Annotated in this window: 16 protein-coding genes; all 16 read right to left on the reverse strand. The window is 72.0% G+C overall.

The annotated features are described in order from the left end of the window. Positions 1-122 precede the first annotated feature (122 nt). On the reverse strand, positions 123-1,586 hold the full coding sequence (gene argH, locus V5O40_RS15775) for an argininosuccinate lyase (RefSeq protein ID WP_332906187.1): 1,464 nt from the start codon (positions 1,584-1,586) through the stop codon (positions 123-125). A gap of 58 nt (positions 1,587-1,644) precedes the next feature. Continuing rightward, the gene (locus V5O40_RS15780) at positions 1,645-2,157 is read right to left on the reverse strand and encodes an arginine repressor (RefSeq protein WP_164445134.1); all 513 of its coding nucleotides are present in this window, start codon (positions 2,155-2,157) and stop codon (positions 1,645-1,647) included. Between the two features lie 55 nt (positions 2,158-2,212). After that, positions 2,213-3,139, reverse strand: a complete 927-nt coding sequence (argF, locus tag V5O40_RS15785; protein ID WP_332906142.1) for an ornithine carbamoyltransferase — start codon at positions 3,137-3,139, stop codon at positions 2,213-2,215. After that, complete coding sequence (locus V5O40_RS15790) at positions 3,136-4,425, reverse strand: acetylornithine transaminase (RefSeq protein ID WP_408631888.1); 1,290 nt, start codon at positions 4,423-4,425, stop codon at positions 3,136-3,138. Before V5O40_RS15790 ends, argF begins: the two co-directional genes overlap by 4 nt. Then, complete coding sequence (gene argB / locus V5O40_RS15795) at positions 4,422-5,309, reverse strand: acetylglutamate kinase (protein WP_332906143.1); 888 nt, start codon at positions 5,307-5,309, stop codon at positions 4,422-4,424. Before argB ends, V5O40_RS15790 begins: the two co-directional genes overlap by 4 nt. 114 nt (positions 5,310-5,423) lie before the next feature. Then, complete coding sequence (gene argJ, locus V5O40_RS15800) at positions 5,424-6,590, reverse strand: bifunctional glutamate N-acetyltransferase/amino-acid acetyltransferase ArgJ (protein WP_332906144.1); 1,167 nt, start codon at positions 6,588-6,590, stop codon at positions 5,424-5,426. Continuing rightward, complete coding sequence (argC, locus tag V5O40_RS15805) at positions 6,587-7,588, reverse strand: N-acetyl-gamma-glutamyl-phosphate reductase (protein ID WP_332906145.1); 1,002 nt, start codon at positions 7,586-7,588, stop codon at positions 6,587-6,589. The genes argJ and argC overlap by 4 nt, the downstream gene beginning before the upstream one ends. A gap of 106 nt (positions 7,589-7,694) precedes the next feature. Then, a complete protein-coding gene (locus V5O40_RS15810) occupies positions 7,695-8,720 on the reverse strand; it encodes an NAD-dependent epimerase/dehydratase family protein (protein ID WP_332906146.1) in 1,026 nt (341 codons plus the stop codon). 8 nt (positions 8,721-8,728) lie between these two features. Next, positions 8,729-9,508 (reverse strand): glycosyltransferase family 2 protein, encoded by a 780-nt coding sequence (locus V5O40_RS15815; protein ID WP_332906147.1) that lies wholly within the window; start codon positions 9,506-9,508, stop codon positions 8,729-8,731. Further along, positions 9,508-10,710 carry a nucleotide sugar dehydrogenase gene (locus V5O40_RS15820; protein ID WP_332906148.1) on the reverse strand — a complete coding sequence of 401 codons (1,203 nt, stop codon included), beginning with the start codon at positions 10,708-10,710 and terminating at the stop codon, positions 9,508-9,510. Before V5O40_RS15820 ends, V5O40_RS15815 begins: the two co-directional genes overlap by 1 nt. A 231-nt stretch (positions 10,711-10,941) precedes the next feature. Beyond that, positions 10,942-13,518, reverse strand: a complete 2,577-nt coding sequence (gene pheT, locus V5O40_RS15825) for a phenylalanine--tRNA ligase subunit beta (protein ID WP_332906149.1) — start codon at positions 13,516-13,518, stop codon at positions 10,942-10,944. A gap of 36 nt (positions 13,519-13,554) precedes the next feature. Continuing rightward, complete coding sequence (gene pheS / locus V5O40_RS15830; protein ID WP_332906150.1) at positions 13,555-14,622, reverse strand: phenylalanine--tRNA ligase subunit alpha; 1,068 nt, start codon at positions 14,620-14,622, stop codon at positions 13,555-13,557. Positions 14,623-14,835: 213 nt separating this feature from the next. Continuing rightward, positions 14,836-15,633 (reverse strand): TrmH family RNA methyltransferase, encoded by a 798-nt coding sequence (locus V5O40_RS15835; RefSeq protein ID WP_332906151.1) that lies wholly within the window; start codon positions 15,631-15,633, stop codon positions 14,836-14,838. A gap of 65 nt (positions 15,634-15,698) precedes the next feature. Further along, positions 15,699-16,091: a 50S ribosomal protein L20 gene (rplT, locus tag V5O40_RS15840; protein WP_093404272.1), complete on the reverse strand. Its 393-nt coding sequence runs from the start codon at positions 16,089-16,091 to the stop codon at positions 15,699-15,701. Positions 16,092-16,123: 32 nt separating this feature from the next. Then, complete coding sequence (rpmI, locus tag V5O40_RS15845) at positions 16,124-16,318, reverse strand: 50S ribosomal protein L35 (protein WP_210829900.1); 195 nt, start codon at positions 16,316-16,318, stop codon at positions 16,124-16,126. A gap of 20 nt (positions 16,319-16,338) precedes the next feature. Next, the gene (infC, locus tag V5O40_RS15850; protein WP_332906152.1) at positions 16,339-16,989 is read right to left on the reverse strand and encodes a translation initiation factor IF-3; all 651 of its coding nucleotides are present in this window, start codon (positions 16,987-16,989) and stop codon (positions 16,339-16,341) included. Between the last annotated feature and the right edge of the window lie 147 nt (positions 16,990-17,136).

Genomic DNA, 17,136 nt, shown 5'->3' on the forward strand with positions numbered 1-17,136 from the left:
CCGCCGCCGCGACGCCTGAGTCCGGGCGCGTCGAGGCGGCAGTTTCGGGGAAACTGCCGCCTCGGCGTGCCTGGAGGCGACAGTTTCCCCGAAACTGCACGAGAGGTCGCGAAGGGGGGCGGTCAGCGGGGGACGACCTGCTCGGCGGTCCAGTCGCGCCAAGTGGTGAGTTGGTCGGCGGCGGTGGCTAGTTGGTCGGCTACCGGGCCGGGGCCGGTGGAGCCGGGGGTGATCCGGGCCGCGAGGGCCGAACGGACCGACAGCACGTCGCGTACGGCCGGGTCGAGGTGTTCGCTGACGGTGGCCAGGTCGGCGTCGGAGACCTCGTCGAGGGCGCAGTCCCGGGCCGCGCAGAGCGCCACCAGCTTGCCGGTGATCTCGTGCGCGTCGCGGAACGGCACACCCTTGCGCACCAGCCAGTCGGCCACCTCGGTGGCCAGGGAGAAGCCCACCGGCGCGGCGGCGACCAGGCGGTCGACGCGTACCGTCATCGTGGAGATCATCCCGGCGAGCGCCGGCAGCAGCAGTTCCAGGGTGTCGACCGCGTCGAAGGCCGGCTCCTTGTCCTCCTGCATGTCCCGGTCGTACGTCATCGGCAGGCCCTTGAGCATGGTCAGCACCGCGACCAGCCCGCCGACCAGCCGACCCGACTTGCCCCGGGCCAGCTCGGCGATGTCCGCGTTCTTCTTCTGCGGCATGATCGACGAGCCGGTGGCGAAGGCGTCGTCCAGCTCCACCCAGCCGAACTCCTGCGACGTCCAGAGCACCACCTCCTCACCGAGGCGGGACAGGTGCACCCCGATCATCGCGGTGACGAAGAGGAACTCGGCGACGAAATCCCGATCGGCGACCGCGTCCATCGAGTTGGCGAACGACGTCCGGAACCCCAGCTCCTTCGAGACCGCCCCCGGGTCCAGCGGCAGCCCCGAACCGGCGAGCGCCCCCGCGCCGAGCGGACTGACCGCCGCCCGGTGGTCCCAGTCACGGAGCCGCTCCAGGTCCCGCAGCAACGGCTGCACGTGAGCGAGCAGCCAATGGCCGAAGGTGACCGGCTGGGCGTGCTGCAGGTGCGTCATACCGGGCGCGGCGGTGTCCACGTGCCGCCCCGCCTGCTCTACCAGCGCCTCGGCCAGCTCCACCAGCCGCGCGGCCACGCCCCGGGCGTGATCGCGCAGATAGAGCCGCAGGTCGGTGGCGACCTGGTCGTTGCGGGACCGGCCGGCGCGCAGCTTGCCGCCGAGACTGCCGAGCCGTTCCAGCAGGCCCCGCTCCAGAGCGGTGTGCACGTCCTCGTCGTCGACGGTGGGACGGAACGCGCCCGAGGCGCAGGCGGCCTCCAGGTCGTCGAGGGCGGCGAGGATGCGGCCCAGCTCCTCCGGGTCGAGCAGGCCGGCACCGGCCAGCACCCGGGCGTGCGCCCGGGAACCAGCGATGTCGTACGGGGCCAGCCGCCAGTCGAACTGCACGCTCACCGACAGGCGGGCCAGTGCCTCCGACGGGCCACCGGCGAACCGGCCTCCCCACAGGCTCGTCCGGTTGGCCGCTGCGCTGTTCTCGGTCAGGCTCTTGTCGTCCACCCGGTCAATTGTGGTCCCCACGATCAGCCGTCCCCCAACCGGGCACCCGCGTCCGGCACAACCTCGGTCATGGCGTACTCCCTTCGGCACTGTCGTCCCGGCGGGCCCAGCTGGCGAGCCGTTCACCGAGCGCGGCGCCACCGTCGGCGGCACGTGCCACGACGAAAATGGTGTCGTCGCCGGCGATGGTGCCGACGACCTCCGACAGGCCCGCCCGATCCAACGCGCTGGCCAGGTAGTGGGCGGCCCCCGGCGGAGTACGCAGGACCGCGATGTTGCCGCTGGAATCGACCTCGTTGAGCAGCTCACGCAGCAGCCGCACCAGACGGGCCGGCGCCGCCTCGGCGTCGCGCAGCGGCCGGTGACCATCCTCGGGAATCACGTACACGGCACGGCCGTCACCGCCCCGCGCGGTGACCGCGCCGAGTTCCTTCAGGTCCCGCGAGAGGGTGGCCTGGGTGACCTGGACGCCCTCCGCGCCGAGCAACTCGGCCAGCTCGGTCTGCGAACGGACCGCCCGGTCGCGGATCAGCTCGACGATGCGGGCATGGCGGGCGCCCCGGGTCAGCGGTGCGGTCACTGGATCAACCTTCCGTTCGCGACTGCGGGACTCCGCTGCGCTGCGTTCCTCGCGCTCACCGGGACTCCTGCAGCAGGAAGGTCAGCAGCGCCTTCTGGGCGTGCAGCCGGTTCTCCGCCTGGTCGAAGACGGCACTGCGCGGGCCGTCGAGCACCTCGTCGGTGATCTCCTCGCCGCGGTGCGCCGGCAGGCAGTGCAGCACGATGGCCTCCGGCGCGGCGTGCCCGAGCAGCGCCTTGTTGACCTGGTACGCCAGGAACGGGGTGCTGCGGTCCATGCCGTCGGCCTCCTGTCCCATCGAGGTCCAGGTGTCGGTGGCCACCACGTCGGCGTCGCGGACGGCGGCGACCGGGTCGGTGAGCACCCGGATCGAGCCGCCGGTGCCGGCGGCGATCGCCTCGGCACGGGCCACCACGTCCGCGTGCGGGTGGAAACCGGCCGGACCGGCGACCCGCACGTGCATGCCGGCGGTCGCGCCGGCCAGCAGGTACGAGTGGGACATGTTGTTCGCCGCGTCCCCCACGTAGGCGAGCGTGCGCCCCACCGTGCCGCCGCACCATTCGCGGATGGTGAGCAGGTCGGCGAGCAGCTGGCACGGGTGGAACCCGTCGGTGAGCGCGTTGACCACCGGCACGGTGGCTCCGGCGGCGACCTCCGCGATCCGGTCGTCGCCATGGGTACGCAGCACGATCGCGGCCACGTAGCGGGACAGCACCCGGCCGGCGTCGCCGAGCGACTCACCCCGGCCGAAGTGGGTGACCTGGGTGTCCACCACCAGCGGGTGACCACCCAGTTCGGCGATGCCGGCGTCGAAGGAGATCCGGGTGCGCAGGCTCTGCTTGTCGAACAGCACCGCCACCGAGCGCGGCCCGGCCAACGACGCGAACGCGAACCGGTCGGCCTTCATCCGGCCGGCCAGGTCGAGCACCGCGGACTGCTCGGCCGGCGACAGGTCGTCGTCACGCAGGAAATGCCGGATCACGCGGAAGCCTCCCTCGGCGCCACCGGGTTGGTCGAGAAACCGGTCGGCGCATCCCTCTCGACGGGTACGACCGGGATCGCGCCGCCGGACGGCGCGACCGGGGCGACCCGATCCGGGGCACCCGTGGACGCCGCCAGGGCGGCCGGCAGCGCCGCCAGGAAGGCGTCGACCTGAGCGGTGGTGAGGATCAACGGCGGGGCCAGCCGGATCACGTCGGGCTGGATCGGATTGACCAGGAAGCCGGCCTCGCGCAGCGCCCCGGCGAGCGCGGCGGACACCGGTGCGGTCAGCGTGACACCGAGCAGCAGCCCCGCACCGCGTACGCCGGCCACCAACGGATGACCGAGCGCCTCGATCCCCCGACGCAGCCGCTCACCGAGCCGCTTGACGTGGTCGAGCAACCCCTCACTGGCGATCGTGGAGATGACGGCCAGCGCGGCGGCGCAACTGACCGGATTGCCGCCGAAGGTGCTGCCGTGCGAACCGGGGCCGAGCAGGTCGGCGGCCGGGCCGAAGGCGAGCGTCGCGCCGATGGGCAACCCGCCACCGAGCCCCTTGGCCAGAGTCACCACATCCGGTTCGACGCCGTCGGCCTGGTGGGCGAACCAGTGCCCGGTCCGGCCGACGCCGGTCTGCACCTCGTCCAGCACCAGGAGGGCACCGTGGCGGGCGGTGATCCGGCGGGCCGCGGCGAGGTAGCCGGCGGGCGGGACGACCACACCGTTCTCGCCCTGGATCGGCTCCAGGATCACCATGGCCGTGGCGTCGGTCACCGCCGCGGCCAGGGCGGCCACGTCACCGTACGGGACATGGGTCACCTCGCCCGGCAGCGGCCGGAACGGGTCGGCCTTCGCCGGCTGACCGGTCAGAGCGAGGGCGCCCATGGTCCGGCCGTGGAAGCCGCCGACGGTGGCCACCACCTGAGTGCGGCCGGTGCACCGGGAGAGCTTGAACGCCGCCTCGTTGGCCTCGGCTCCGGAATTGGCGAAGAACACCCGGCCCGGCCGGCCGGCGAGGGCCAGCAGCAGTTCGGCAAGCGCCACCGGCGGTTCGCAGACATACAGGTTGGAGACGTGGCCGAGCGTGGCGACCTGCTTCGACACGGCCGCCACCACCGCCGGGTGCGCGTGCCCGAGGGAGTTGACGGCGATGCCGCCGAGCAGGTCGACGTACTCCCGGCCGGCCTCGTCGACCACGACGGCGCCGGAACCCGACACCAGCGCCAGCGGCGGCGTGCCGTAGTTGTCCATCATCGCCTGCCGCCACCGGCTGACCAGGGCACTCATGAGGGAATCACCATCGTTCCGAAGCCTTCCGGGGTGAACACTTCCAGCAGGGTGGAATGGGCGACCCGACCGTCCACGACGTGTGCGGCCGGCACTCCTGCGTTGACGGCCCGCAGGCACGCCTCCATCTTCGGCACCATGCCCGACTCCAGCGACGGCAGCAGCTTCGCCAACTCGTCCGTGTTGATCTCGCTGAGCAGGCTGGACCTGTCCGGCCAGTCGGCGTACAGGCCGGGCACGTCGGTGAGCACGACCAGCTTGCGCGCCCGCAGGGCGACCGCGAGCGCGGCGGCGGCGGTGTCGGCGTTCAGATTGTGCAACACACCGTCCGCGTCCGGCGCCACCGTGGAGATCACCGGAATCCGGCCGGCCGCGATCAGGTCGTCCACCGCCGAGATGTCCACCGACTCGACGTCGCCGACCTGACCCACGTCGACCGGCTGCCCGTCGACGTACGCGGACCGTCGCACCGCCCTGAACAGCCCGGCATCCTCACCGGAGAGACCGACCGCGAACGGACCGTGCGCGTTGATCAACCCGACCAGTTCGCGGCCCACCTGCCCGAACAGCACCATCCGGACCACGTCCATCGCCTCCGGGGTGGTCACCCGCAGGCCACCCCGGAACTCGCTGGCGATGCCCAACCGGCCGAGCATGGCCGAGATCTGCGGTCCGCCGCCGTGCACCACCACCGGCTTGAGGCCGACATAGCGCAGGAAGACCATGTCGGCGGCGAAGGCCCGCCGCAACTCCGGGTCGACCATCGCGCTGCCGCCGTACTTGATCACGACGGTGGCGCCGGACAGACGGGCCAGCCAGGGCAGCGCCTCGATCAGCGTGGCCGCCTTGGCCTGGGCAAGGGCCAGATCGGAGTTCAGATTCACCAGGCCAGCCTTCCGTTCGCGACTGCGGGACTCCGCTGCGCTACATTCCTCGCGCTCACCAGGCCAGCCTTCCGTTCGCGACTGCGGGACTCCGCTGCGCTACATTCCTCGCGCTCATGTTGAGTAGGCCGAGTTCTCGTGCACGTAGGCGTGCGACAGGTCGTTCGTCCACACCGTCGCCTCGGCGGCACCGGCGTGCAGGTCGATCCGGATGGTGACGTCCCGGCCGGAGAGATCGACCTTCGAGCGGTCCTCGGCGGCGGCGCCGGACCGACAGACCCAGATGCCTTTGACCGCCACGTCGACGGCGTCCGGCTCGAAGGCGGCGGCGGTCGTGCCGACAGCGGCGAGGATCCGGCCCCAGTTCGGGTCGTTGCCGAACAGCGCGGTCTTGACCAGGTTGTTGCGGGCCACCGACCGGCCCACCTCGACCGCGTCGTCCTCGTCGGCGGCGCCGACCACCTCGATGGCGATCTCCTTGGTGGCGCCCTCGGCGTCGGCGAGCAGCTGCCGGGCCAGGTCGTGGCAGGCGGCGGTGACCGCCGAGGCCAGTTCCGCCTCGCTCGGCGTGACACCCGAGGCACCGCTGGCCAGCAGCAGCACCGTGTCGTTGGTCGACATGCAGCCGTCGGAGTCCACCCGGTCGAAGGTGACCCGGGTGGCCGCCCGCAGCACCGCGTCGAGCGTCGCCGGCCCGGCCACCGCGTCGGTGGTGAGGACACAGAGCATCGTGGCCATCGCCGGGGCGAGCATGCCCGCGCCCTTGGCCATGCCGCCGACGGTCCAGCCGGCACCGGAGACAACGGTGGTCTTCGGCCGGGTGTCCGTCGTCATGATCGCCTCGGCGGCGACGCCGCCGTGATCACCCAGACTCTCGACAGCAGCGGTGACCCCGGGCAGGAGCCGGTCCATGGGTAGCCGCTCGCCGATCAGGCCGGTGGAGCAGACGGCCACCTCACCGGCACCGACCTGGTACGCGTTGGCTGAGGTCAACGCGGCGGCGGTGTGCTCGGCGGTGGCGTGGGTGTCCTGGAAGCCGGCCGGACCGGTGCAGGCGTTCGCACCACCGGAGTTGAGCACCACCGCCCGTACGCTGCCGCCCTGGACGACCTGCTGGGACCAGAGCACCGGCGCGGCCTTGACCCGGTTGGTGGTGAAGACCCCGGCGACGGCGGTGTCGGGGCCCTCGTTGACCACCAGCGCCACATCCGGCCCACCGCTGGTCTTGAGGCCGGCGGCGACCCCGGCCGCCCGGAATCCCTCGGGAGTGGTCACGGTCATGGCGCGGTCCCCCACACGGACAGGCCCGTGGTTTCGGGCAGACCGAACATCAGGTTGGCGTTCTGCACCGCCTGGCCCGCGGCACCCTTGCCCAGGTTGTCCAGCGCGGCGACCACGATCAGCCGGCCGGAGTCGACATCGACGCCGGCCTGCAGGTGGCAGGAGTTGCCGCCCAGCGTGGCGGCGGTGTGCGGCCACCGACCCTCGGGCAGCAGGTGCACGAACGGTTCGTCCGCGTACGCCCGCGCCAGCACCGCGCGCGGGTCGGCCTCGCCGGTCGGCAGGGCGGTGACCGTGGCCAGGATGCCGCGCGGCATGGGCGCCAGCACCGGCGTGAACGACAGCCCGGTCGCCCCGGTGGCCTGTTTGATCTCGGGTACGTGCTGGTGTGCGCCCACCTTGTAGGGCGACAGGTCGCCCATCACCTCACTGGCCAGCAGGTGAGCCTTGGCCACCCGGCCCGCACCCGAGGTGCCGGACGCGGCGACGACCACCACGTCGTCGGGTCGGGCGGCACCGGCGGCGATCAGCGGCGCCAGCGCCAGGGTGATCGTCGCCGCGTAGCAGCCGGTGCTGGCCACCCGTTCGGCGGTGGCGATCCGCGCCCGCTGGCCGGGCAGCTCGGGCAGGCCGTAGGTCCACGCGCCCGCGTGCGGGCCGCCGTAGTAACGGGCCCAGGCGTCGGCGTCGGCGAGCCGGTGGTCGGCGCCGAGATCGACGATCCGGACCCCGGCGGGCAGTCGCGCCGCCAGGGCGGCGGACTCACCGTGCGGCAGCGCGAGGAAGACCAGATCGGCCTCGGCCAGCACCTCCGGCGTGGTCCCGCCGAGGGTCATGTCCAGCCCGGTCAGCTGCGGGTGAACGGCCTCGACCGGTTGCCCGGCCTGGCTGTGCGCGGTCGCGGCGACCAGGTCGAACTCGGGGTGCCCGGCAAGCAGACGGAGCAGCTCACCACCGGCGTACCCGCTCGCCCCGGCGACCGCAGCCCGAATCCCCATACCCACCTCCGCATGAATATGCAGAGAAGGTTAACAGGGGCGCACCTCGAACTGCAAGTTCATACAGGAAGCCGTATGGTAATGAACCACGATGGGTGCCGGTGTGCTACAGCCGGCCCTCGGCGACCGCGTCGGTCACCCAGGGGATGACCTCGTCGAGCATCTCATCCAGGGACGTGGTGGCGGTGAAGCCGAGCACCTCGTGGGCCTTCGTGGTGTCCGGCACCCGCTTCTGTACGTCATGCTGGAAGGGGTCGTCGCTGACGTACCGGAACGGCACGTCCGGTCCCTTGATCTTGCGCCAGATCAGCTCGGCCAACTCCAGCACGGTGGTCGACTCGGCGGTGGAGAGGTTGAAGTCCTCGTTGGCCGCCGCCGGATGCTCGATGGCCAGCGCGATGCCCCGGGCCAGGTCCCCGCCGTAGGTGTAGTGCCGCACCTGGTCGCCCTCGCCGAGGATGTGCAGCGGATCCTGCCCCTTGACGATCTTCTGCACCAGATCGGGCACCACGTGCGACATGGCCAGCTTGACGTTGCCGGAGAGCACCTCGGCCTGGCCCAGCGCCCGCCCCTCCCCCACGCCGACGCAGTTGAACGGCCGCACGATCGTGTAGGGCAACCGGTACTGGTCCCAGGCCGCGCGGGCGTAGTACTCCACGGCCAGCTTCTGGAAGCCGTACGAGGACAGCGGCGGCGGGATGCGTCGCTCGTCGCCCTCCCGGCTGGGCCAGTGCTCGGTGGACTCGAACACCATCGAGGAGGAGAGGTAGGTGACCTTGGACAGCCGGCCGTCGCGGTGAGCCCGGATCGCCGCGTCACAGGTCGCCGCCATGATCCGCTCGTTGGTGGCGAGCAGGTCGTAGGCGTACGCGTGGAAGTAGGAGATCCCGCCGATCATCGCCGCCCCGGCGACCAGATGGTCGCAGCCGTCGAGCAGCCCGGTCAGCAGATCGGTGTCGCGGGCGTCCCCCTCCACGAACCGGAACCGGGGGTTCCCCTCGTGGCTCTGGGCGACCGGACCGTACTTCGAGAAGTTGTCGACACCCACCACCTCGTGGCCGCGGTCGAGCAGCTCCGCGACGAGATAGCCGCCGATGAAGCCGGCCGAACCGGTTACCAGGATCTTCGCCACGAACGCTCCTATGCCGTCTTCTCGTACTCGGTGCCACGCGGAGCCGGCACGGCCGCCGTCCGCACCCGGGCGGTCAGCTTCTCCCGGCTCAGCCGTCGACCGTAGGCGAACACGTACCAGCGCAGGTAGCCGGGGAGGAAGCGGCCCAGGTCGAAGTGAGACTCGCCGAGCGGACGGTCCAGCCAGATGGTCGGAATCTCCGCCACCGGCAGGCGCAGCCGGGTGGCCTTCGCGGTCAGCTCCAGCCCGATCTCGAAGCCGGTCCGCGACTCGATGCCGACCTCCCGGACGAACGCGGTGTCGTACGCCTTGAAGCTGTTGGTGGCGTCGCGGGTGCCGGCCCGGGCGAAGGTGTAAAGACTTCGTCCCGCCCAGCGGGACATCATCCGCTTGAGCCTCGGCCCGCCGACCTGCTGACCACCCGGCATGTACCGGGAGGCCGCGGCGACCACCACCCCCCGGTCCACCAACCGGGCCAACTCGTCGATCTGGCGGGGATCGTCACACCCGTCGGCCATCGTCACCACCGCGACCGGCGCCAGGGCCGCGTCGATGCCGAACCGGATCGCGTTGGCCGGGCCCCGGCCGTAGGTGTTGAGCACCGCCCGGACCCTCGGGTCGGTACGCGCGATCCGTTCGACGTACGGGACCGTGGTGTCCTCGGGCATGTCGTGCACGATCAGCACCTCGGCGGGCAGCATCAGTTCCCGCAGCATCCGCTCCAGGCAGCGGATGATCGCCTCGCCCTCGTTGTAGACCGGCACGATCACCGAGACCCGGGGATTCATCACACCCGCACCCCCTGTCCGGTCAGGCCCCACATGTCGACCACCGGTTTGTCGGTGTCGAGGCGGGCGTACTGCTCGTGCGGCGCGGCGATGACCAGCAGGTCCGCCCGGCGCAACACCTCGTCCAGGTCGACCAGGCGCTCGTCGGCCACGTACGGGTCGGTGCAGAGCGTCTCCCGGGTCTTCAACGCCAGGATCTTGCGCAGCTTGTACGCCAGGCTCTCCCGGGGATCGTCGCTGCCGCCCTTGAAGGCCATGCCGAGGATGCCCACCGTCGAGGAGGCCAGGTCGAACCGGTCCTCCAGGCGGGACACCAGATACAGCGGCAACCCCTCGTTGATCAGCATCGCGGAGTGGCCGAGCACGAAGTTGTTGCGGTTGAACGCGGCCAGTTGCATGGTGTCCTTGAACAGGCACGGCCCGGCGGCGAAACCGGGCATCGGCAGATCGGCCGCGCGCGGGTAGTCGTACGCCACCGCGTGCCGGATCCGGGCGAAGTCCAGCCCGAAGTCGTTCGCCATCATCCAGAACTGGTTCGCGGTGGCGAACTTGATGTACCGCCAGGTGTTGGTGAACAACTTCGCCAGCTCGGCCTCCTCGGGTTCGAGCGGGACGATCTGGTCGGTCAGGTGCCGGAACAACTTCTCCGCCCGCGCCAGCGCCTCCGGGGTCCGCGCGGCGACGATCTGCGGCAGCGTGAACAGCTCGGTCATCGCCCGGCCCTCGGCGATCCGTTCCGGGCAGAACGCCACCTCCGCACGCAGACCCTTGCCGGCCAGCAACTTCTCGGTCAGCGCGGTGACGCCGGGGTACACGGTGCTGCGCAGCACGATCAGCTGGCCGTCGCGCAGGTGTTCGGCGCAGCGTTCCAACGCGCGGGGCACGGCACCGAGATCCGGGTTGAGGTGCTCGTCGACCGGCGTGCCGACCACGACGACCAGGTGGTCCGAGATCCCGACGGCGGCGGGGTCGGTGGTGGCGCGCAGCCGGCCGGCCGCCACCGCCTCGGCCAACGGATCGGCCGCGCCGGGCTCGGCGAAGGGCAGGGTGGCCGCGTTGACGCCCGCGACAGCCTCGGCGTTGATGTCGTACAGCACGACGGACAGCCCGCGGGCGGCGAAGGCGATGCCCAGCGGCAGGCCCACCCGGCCACAACCACCGACGATGCAGACGTCGACCGAGGCGGGCGGATCATCGGACATGAGGGGGCTCCCGTGGGGGTGGCGGGTGTGATCCCAAAGTCGTCGGGATACAGCAGGCTAACCCCTCAGACGTGACTCGCGGGTAACCAAACAGCCACCGGTGTTGACCTTTCGGTCGATCCCGCACCTACCCCCTTGCCGCCGTCACCGACCGCACACCGCACCCACTCCCGCAGTGAGCAAGGGCCCCTTCCCCGCACGAGGCGTCGGGAAGGGGCCCTTGGCCGCCGGTCAGGCGCCGCGGAGGGTGGCGCCGCAGCGTTCGGCGGCGCGGGCGACGGCGGCGTCGCGGGCGGCCACCGCCTCCTCGACCGTCAACGTGCGGTCCGGTGCCCGGAAGGTCAACTTGTAGGCCAGTGACTTGCGTCCGGCGCCGAGCTGCTCCGAGGCGTACACGTCGAACAGACTGACCGACTCCAGCAGCTCGCCGGCGCCCTCGACGAGTGCCTGGCGGACCTGGGCCGCCGGTACCGACTCGGCCACCACCAGCGCCACGTCGATCAGCGCCGGCGGGTAGCCGGAGACAGCGGGCGCGGCCGTCACCGCGGGTGCCGGCAGCGCGTCCAGGTCCAGCTCCATGGCGCAGGTCCGCCTCGGCAGTTCGAGCGTCGCCACGACCTGCGGGTGCAGCTCACCGGCGTGGCCCACGACCGCGCCGTCGACCAGCAGCGCCGCGCAGCGGCCCGGGTGCCACGGGGCGTACTCGGCCGAGCGCACCTCGACCTGCCGGTCGGGTACCCCGGCGGCGGCGAGCACCGCGCGGCCCGCCTCGACGGCGTCCGCCCAGCCGGCCGACCGCCCGCCGCCCCACCAGCCGGCCGGCTCGATCTCACCGGTCAGCACGACGGCGACGTGCCGGGGCTGGCGCGGCACCACCGCGTCGGCGGCGGCGAACTCCGCGTCGGTGGGACGGCGGTCGACGCCCATCTCCGGCGGGCTGCCGGCGTCCACCCGAGGCTGGAAGACCGTGCCGATCTCGTAGAGGGCCAGGTCCCGCAGGCCCCGGCCGAGGTTGCGCCGGACGATACCGAGCAGCGGGCCGAGCAGCGTGGTGCGCAGCAGCGGCTCCTCCTCCGACAGCGGGTTGGCCAGCCGCACCGCCCGGCGACGCGGGTCGTCGGCGGCCAGGCCGAGCTGGTCGGCCAGCTCGGTGGCGACGAACGGGTGCGCCAGCACCTCGACGTAGCCGCGTTCGGCCAGGGAACGGGACACCGCCCGGTGGCGTCGCTGCTGCCAGGTCAGGCCCCGGCCGGGCGGCGCGGTCGGCAGCACCGACGGCACCTTGTCGTACCCGTCGAGGCGGACCACCTCCTCGACCAGGTCCGCCGGATCGGTCAGGTCGGGCCGCCAGGTCGGCGGGGTGACACTCAGCGCCTCACCGTCTCCGGCGGCCACCCCCACCGAGCCCGGTTCCTCGGCCAGCCGGTCGGTGCCCCGCGCCACGGTGCAGCCGACCTGCTCCAGCAGCGCGACCACCCGGGCCGGCGGGTAGTCGACACCGACCCGCCGGCTGGGCAGGTCGGCCGGCAGGGTGACCGGGGTACGCGGCCGGACGTGGTTGATGTCCAGCACCTCCTCGCCGGCGGTGCCGCCCGCGTACGAGGTGAGCAGCCCGACCGCCCGGTCCAGGGCGACCAGCGGCAGCGCCGGGTCGACCCCGCGCTCCCAACGCTTCGCCGCCTCGCTGAACAGCTTGTGCCGGCGCGCGGTGCGGCCCACCATCGCCGGGTCCCAGTGGGCGGCCTCGAAGAGCACGTTGACGGTGCCCGGCAGCACCTCGCTGGTCTCGCCGCCCATCACGGCGGCCAGTGAGATCGGCATGCCGTCACCCTCTGCGGCGACCGGGTTCGGCAGCCCGGCGTCGCAGATGACCATGTCCTCGGGGGCGAGGGCGCGGGTCACCCCGTCGAGCGTGGTCAGTTTCTCCCCCGGTACCGCCCGGCGCACCACGAGCGGGCCGGTGATCCGGTCGGCGTCGAAGGCGTGCATCGGCTGGCCGAGTTCGAGCATCACGTAGTTGGTGATGTCCACCGGCAACGAGATGCTGCGGATGCCGGCGATGGTCAGCCGTTGCCGCATCCAGTCCGGGGTCTGCGCCGCCGGGTCGACACCGCGCACCATCCGGGCCGCGAACCGGTCGCAGCCGACCGGGTCGCGCACCTCGACCGGGTACGCCGGCTCGGCCGTGCCGGGCGTCGCCGGCATCCGGCCCCGGTCGGAGTAGTCGAGGCCGAGGGCGTGCGCCAGTTCGCGGGCGAGCCCACGCAGGGACATCTGGTAGCCCCGGTCCGGGGTGATCTCCACCTCGACGATGACGTCGTCGAGGCCGACCACCGGACGGGCGTCGTCGCCGGGCTCCGCCACCACGTGCTCGGGCAGCACCAGGATGCCGGAATGGTCGTCGCCCAGGCCCAGTTCCCGGGCCGAGCAGATCATGCCGTTGGAGTTGCGCCCGTACGTGCGCCGGGCGCCGATGGCGAAGCCACCCGGCAGCACCCCGCCGGGCAGGATCACCACGACCCGGTCACCCGGGGCGAAGTTGCGGGCACCGCAGACGATCTCCTGCGGCTCGCCGGTGCCGTTGGCGGCGCCCACGTTCACCAGGCAGAACCGGATCGGCTTCTTGAAGCCGGTCAGCTCCTCGATCTCCAGGACCTCGCCGACCACCAGTTGCCCGGTGACCGTGCCGGACAGGTCCACGATGGACTCGACCTCGATGCCGAGGTCGACCAGGGCCCGCTCCAGCTCGTCGACGGGCAGGTCGGGTACGTCGACGTACTCCCGCAGCCAACTCAGAGAAACTCGCATTATGGGTAACCACCGTCTCCGTAACTCGCGCCCGCACTAAGCCCCGTGGCCGAACGCCCGGGTGAACCGGACGTCTCCCTCGACCAGGTCCCGCATGTCGCCCACCCCGTGCCGGAACATCACCGTCCGGTCGATGCCCATGCCGAAGGCGAAGCCGGAGTAGACCTCCGGGTCGATGCCGCAGGCCCGCAGCACCCGCGGGTTGACCATGCCGCAGCCACCCCACTCGACCCACTGTGGGCCCTTGCGGTGCTCCGGGAACCACACGTCGAACTCCGCCGACGGCTCGGTGAACGGGAAGTAGTGCGGCCGGAACCGGGTCTTCGCGCCCGCGCCGAACATCGCCCGGGCGAAGTGGTCGAGGGTGCCCCGCAGGTGCGCCATCGTGATGCCCTTGTCCACCACCAGACCCTCCACCTGGTAGAAGACCGGGGAGTGGGTGGCGTCCAACTCGTCGGTGCGGTAGACCCGGCCGGGCACGACCACGTAGATCGGCGGGGTGCGGCTGAGCATGGTGCGGGCCTGCACCGGTGAGGTGTGCGTACGCAGCACCAGACCGGAACCCTCCGGTGCGATGTGGAAGGTGTCCATCAGCCCCCGCGCCGGGTGGTCGGCGGGGATGTTCAGCGCGTCGAAGTTGGTCCACTCCAACTCGACCTCGGGGCCCTCGGCCACCTCGTAGCCCATCCCGATGAACAGGTCGCTGATCTGCTCCATCAGCAGCGTGATCGGGTGTCGGGAGCCACGCGGGTGCCGGTCGTAGGGCAACGTGACGTCGACTCGTTCGGCGATCAGGACCCGCTCGGCCTGCTCGCGCTCCAACACCTCGGCCCGGGCGGCGTGCGCCTGCTCGATGGCCCGGCGGGCCTCGTTGACCCGTTTGCCGGCGTCGGCCTTGGCGGCCGGCGGCAGCGCGCCGATCTCGCGGCGGGCCAGCGAGACCGGGGCCCGGTCGCCCAGGTGCGCCGGGCGCACCGCGGCCAGCGCGTCCGGGTCACCGGCGGCGGCGAACGCCTTCTCGGCCTCGGTCACGGCCTCGGCCAGCGCGGCCGGGTCCAGCAGGGCGACCTGCTTCGGGTCGTACGGATCGTTGCGGTAAGTCATGGCGTACGGGCACTCCCTCACGACGGCGCCGGCCCTCGCGGGCGGCTAGGCGAGTCTACGGACGCGCGGCTGTGCCGCAGCCCGCCGGTGGGAGTCGTGTGGAGAGCAGGTCAGGCCCGCCGCCCGCCGACACCGGCGGGCTGGCTAAACGAACGCCGTGATGCGTTCACCATGGGGGCCGCGTCTCCTCCGTCATGCGCGCGTGACCTCGGGTCAGCGCTGTGCTCTGGCCGAAGCGTACAGGCAGACGGCCGCCGCCGCAGCCAGGTTGAGGCTCTCGGCCCGCCCGTGCAGCGGCACCCGGACCCGGGCGTCGGCGGCCTCGGCCAGGTCGACGGGCAGGCCGTGCGCCTCGGAGCCGAACAGCCAGGCGGTCGGTGCCGCCAGCCGGCCGGCGTCGACCAGCTCGTCGAGATCAGATTCGCCGTGGCCGGTGGCGGCGAGCACCGTCAGCCCGGCGGCCCGGGCGGCGATGAGCGTCGCGGCCGGGTCGCGTTCGCGCACCACGTCGACGTGGAACAGGCTGCCGGCCGACGACCTGACGCACTTGCCGTTGTACGGGTCGACGGCGTCACCCGCGAAGATCACCGCGGTGGCGCCGGCCGCGTCGGCGGTCCGCAGCACCGTGCCGGCGTTGCCCGGGTCACGGATGCCGGCGAGCACGGCCACCAGCCGGGGGGCGCGCGACAACGCGATCTCCAGGGACACGTCGAGGTGCCGGCAGACGGCGACCAGCCCCTGCGGGGCGACGGTCTCGGCGAGCGCGGCCAGGGCCTCGTCGGTCACCTCGGAGACGGGCACGTCGCCACCGGCGGCGCTCGCCGCCAGGTCGGCGTACCGGTCGAGGGCGGCCGGGGTGCCGAACAGCTCCAGCACGGTGCGGGGTCGGCTCAGGGCCTCCCGGACCGCCTGCGGCCCCTCGGCGAGGAACCGACCCGAGGCGTCGCGGTCGCGGCGACGCTGGAGTCGGCGCGCGGCCACCACCCGGGGCGTACGCGGTGTGAAGAGCATGGTCTCGGCCGTACGCGCGAGGCGTCCCCCGTTGCCGAGGGACGCCTCGCTGCGCTGGGTGGGACTCAGGCGGCCTGGGCGGGCGCGCCGCCGGTGCCCTCGGCCTGCACGGCGGCCCGGGCCAGCTCGACGATCGCCGCGAACGCGGCGGCGTCGTTGACGGCCAGGTCAGCCAGGATCTTGCGGTCGACCTCGATGCCGGCCAGGCGCAGGCCCTGGATCAGCCGGTTGTAGGTCATCCCGTTGGCGCGGGCACCCGCGTTGATCCGCTGGATCCACAGCTGCCGGAAGTCGCCCTTGCGGTCGCGACGGTCCCGGTAGGCGTACTGCATCGAGTGCAGCACCTGCTCCTTGGCCTTGCGGTACAGCCGGGAGCGCTGACCGCGGTATCCGCTCGCGGTCTCCAGCAGGGTACGACGCTTCTTCTGGGCGTTCACAGCCCGCTTGACGCGTGCCATCTCAACTCCTTCTTGGATTCAGGTGGCGCGCGTCAGCGGCCGAGCAGCTTCTTGATGCGCTTGACGTCGGCCTTGGCCACCGCGACCACGCCGGTCAGCCGGCGGGTACGGGTGGAGGGCTTCTTCTCCAGGAGGTGGCGCTTGTTGGCCTGCTCCTTCATGAGCTTGCCCTTGCCGGTCACCCGGACCCGCTTGCCCGTGCCGGTGTGGCTCTTCATCTTCGGCATGTGGAACGTCTTCTCCCCTGTTACTGACCGCTGGTGTCAGCGGTCGCGCCGGTCTCACCGGCTGCTGCGCTCTCACTTGTCACCGCAGGTTCGGCGGCCGCGGCGGTGGCGGGCTCCTCCGCGGTCCGCTCCCGGGGTCCACCGCGGGACGCCGTGGCGGCGACCGCGGAGGCCTTCACGGCCCGGTGCGGAGCGAGAACCATGATCATGTTTCGGCCGTCCTGCTTCGGAGCGGACTCCACGTATCCCAGTTCCGTGATCTCGGACTCGAGCCGGCGCAGGAGCCGGTAGCCCAGCTCCGGGCGGCTCTGCTCGCGACCGCGGAACATGATCGTCACCTTGACCTTGTCACCGGCCTTCAGGAACCGCACCACGTGACCCTTCTTGGTCTCGTAGTCGTGCGGATCGATCTTCGGCCGGAGCTTCATCTCCTTGATGACGGTCTGCTGCTGGTTACGCCGCGCTTCGCGCGCCTTCAGTGCGCTCTCGTACTTGAACTTGCCGAAGTCCATGAGCTTGCACACCGGCGGGCGCGCCATCGGCGCAACCTCGACCAGGTCCAGATCGACGTCCGCGGCCAGCTGAAGGGCGCGCTCCAGCGGGACGATGCCCACCTGCTCACCCTCGGGGCCGACCAGTCGGACCTCACGTGCCCGGATCTGCTCGTTCACGCGTGGTTCGACGCTGATGGGGCCTCCTCGAGTCGGATCTTCATGCGTGGCCGACCCGGCGGCTCCCGGTGGGAGCCGGCCCGGAAAGTAGAAGGCCCCGGCGTATGCCAGGGCCCGCTCGACCGGTCGGCACGATCACAGGATCGC

The sequence above is a fragment of the Micromonospora palythoicola genome, assembly GCF_036689795.1.
Lineage (GTDB): Bacteria > Actinomycetota > Actinomycetes > Mycobacteriales > Micromonosporaceae > Micromonospora > Micromonospora palythoicola.